The sequence below is a fragment of the Arthrobacter sp. 05L428 genome (assembly GCF_056397665.1).
Genome location: NZ_JBFTNW010000023.1, coordinates 1 through 556, shown reverse-complemented (window position 1 = coordinate 556; position 556 = coordinate 1). Strand labels below are relative to the sequence as shown.

The 556-nt window shown below is 52.8% G+C and carries 1 rRNA gene; it reads right to left on the bottom strand.

What is annotated here, in order from left to right:
* Window positions 1-134: ribosomal RNA gene (locus tag AC1DH3_RS16685) — 16S ribosomal RNA — on the bottom strand; the annotation flags it as partial.
* Window positions 135-556: the final 422 nt, after the last annotated feature.

Here is a 556-nt window from a genome sequence, read left to right as displayed (position 1 = left end):
AAGGGCAGGTTACTCACGTGTTACTCACCCGTTCGCCACTAATCCCCGGTGCAAGCACCGGATCATCGTTCGACTTGCATGTGTTAAGCACGCCGCCAGCGTTCATCCTGAGCCAGGATCAAACTCTCCGTTGAAGTAAAACAGACACAMCMKGCAMCCCCGGGAAAACGGGAKAAACCAGCTGCACAAAATTTGAAACCAGCTAAAAACACCAGACCACACCACGGGGTGGCGGGCCCGGTAAATTCAACCAATTCAATACAATAAATTGGTATCAACAAACTTGGCACACTATTGAGTTCTCAAACAACAGACACACCCGGCACCACCACAACCACAAACTCGGTCGCGGATCGCTCCGGAGCAACTTTTCAAACTTACCCGAGTCCGTGAAGCTTTGCAAACCAGCGTTTCCGCCATTCACAATTCCACAGGGGGTCCCCACCCTTATACAGCGCGCAACATTCCGCGCCGTTTTCCAGGCCGTTTATCAGGGGGTCGGTCGCTATCTTTCCGCTTCAGCGGCGGCGACTCGAACTACTTTACACACCAACCC